Origin of the sequence: Pengzhenrongella sp. (genome assembly GCF_036565025.1) — a bacterium.
GTDB lineage: Bacteria > Actinomycetota > Actinomycetes > Actinomycetales > Cellulomonadaceae > Pengzhenrongella.
Map to the genome: position 1 here is coordinate 1 of NZ_DATCNW010000068.1, position 1552 is coordinate 1552.

General features: G+C 69.6%; 2 protein-coding genes. Both read right to left on the reverse strand.

Annotation, left to right across the window (positions count from 1 at the left end):
* Positions 1-653 (reverse strand): SDR family oxidoreductase (locus VIM26_RS03675; RefSeq protein WP_331948983.1); only part of this gene is annotated, 653 nt, incomplete at its 3' end.
* The coding region (locus VIM26_RS03680) for a zinc-dependent alcohol dehydrogenase (RefSeq protein ID WP_331948984.1) at positions 646-1552 on the reverse strand (907 nt) is incomplete at its 5' end. The genes VIM26_RS03680 and VIM26_RS03675, both read right to left, overlap by 8 nt.

The window sequence follows — 1552 nt, forward strand, 5'->3', positions numbered from 1 at the left end:
CGGGTCGGCACGATCGTCAGCTCCGGGATGTGGGCGCGTCGCGGGAGCTGCAACAGCATCAGGCACGCCTCCGCCACGTCCTCGGGGTGGAGCATCGCGTCAGCCAGCTCGGCCGGCGGTGGGGACGGCCGCTTGAGCAGCAACGGAGTGTTGACGAGTCCGGGTTTGATGACCGAGAAACGCACGCCGTTCATGTGCTCCTCGAAGCCCGCTGTTGCGGCGAGGGCGTTCATCCCAGCCTTGCTCGCCGCGTACGCGGGGCCGCTCAGGTCCGGCCACTGGCCCGAAACGCTGCCGATGAGCAGGACGTCGCCGCGCGCCTCACGCAGCTTGCGAAGCCCGGCGTTGATGAAATAGAACGCGCCGCTGAGATTGACGGCGATGAGGTGGTTCCACACCTCGGGCGTGATCTCCTCGAGCCGGCGCCGGGGCACGTTGTCGCCCGCCGCGCAGACCAGGATGTCGAGGCGGTCGAGCGAATCGACAAAACGCTGAACCGCGGGCTGGTCCGTCACGTCGAGCTTCACCGGCCCGCGGCGCGCGATCGCGTGGCACGTGACACCTGCGTCGGTGAGGCTCGCGACGATGGCCGCGCCGATACCGCTGCCGCCACCCGTGACGATGGCGACCTTGCCGGCGAGAGATTCAGGCACTGAGGAAGACCTTGATGTCATCGGTCGGCCCCTTGGCCAGCAAGGCAAAGGCCGCCGGGCCCTCGTCCAGCGGCAGCACTGCTTTCAGGTCTCCGATGCCGGCCTTGCCCTGCGAGAGCCAATCGATCGACTGCTGAAAGTCCGCGTCCGAATATGCGAACACGCCGCGGATCGTGTGATTGCCGCGGATCACCCGCCGCCAGGGCAGGGGCGTCTCGTCGCTGTGCATGCCGATGAACACGGCGGTGCCGCCTGGGTTCAGCAGATCAAGGCCAACGAGGCGCGTTGCCTCGGAACCCACAGCGTCGATCACGAGGTCGAACGCAGGCCGTAGGCCTTCTGCCGTGGCGTGGGTGGCGTGGGCGCCGAGGCGCGTGGCGTGCTGGCGCCGCATCGGGTGGCGCTCGATCACCGTGATGGAGGCGATGCCATGGAGCAGGGCAGCCTGCATGCAGCCGAGCCCGATCGTCCCCGCGCCGATGACCGCGGCGGTCTTGGCGCCGTCGGGCGCGCCCCGGCGGATGGCGTGGATCCCATTGGCCAGCGGCTCCGCCAGCGCGCCGAGGCGGGCGTCCATGCCGGCCGGGATCTCGAAAAGGCAGCGCTCCGGCACCGAGACGATCGTGGCGAAGGCGCCGGGCACCCCGACGCCGAGCAGGTAGCGCTCGGGGCACAGGTTCCGGCCGCCACTCGCGCAGTCGATGCAGTGGCCGCAGCCGACGATCGGGTTGACGGCCACGCGCTTGCCGAGCCAGGCGCTGTCGACGGACTCCCCCACCTCGGTGACAGTGCCTGCGAACTCGTGACCCATGACCAGCGGGGGCACGCGGTTCGACATCATGCCCAGGTAGCCTTCGACCTCCGAGCCGCAGATGCCTGTCGCCTCGCTGTGGACCAGG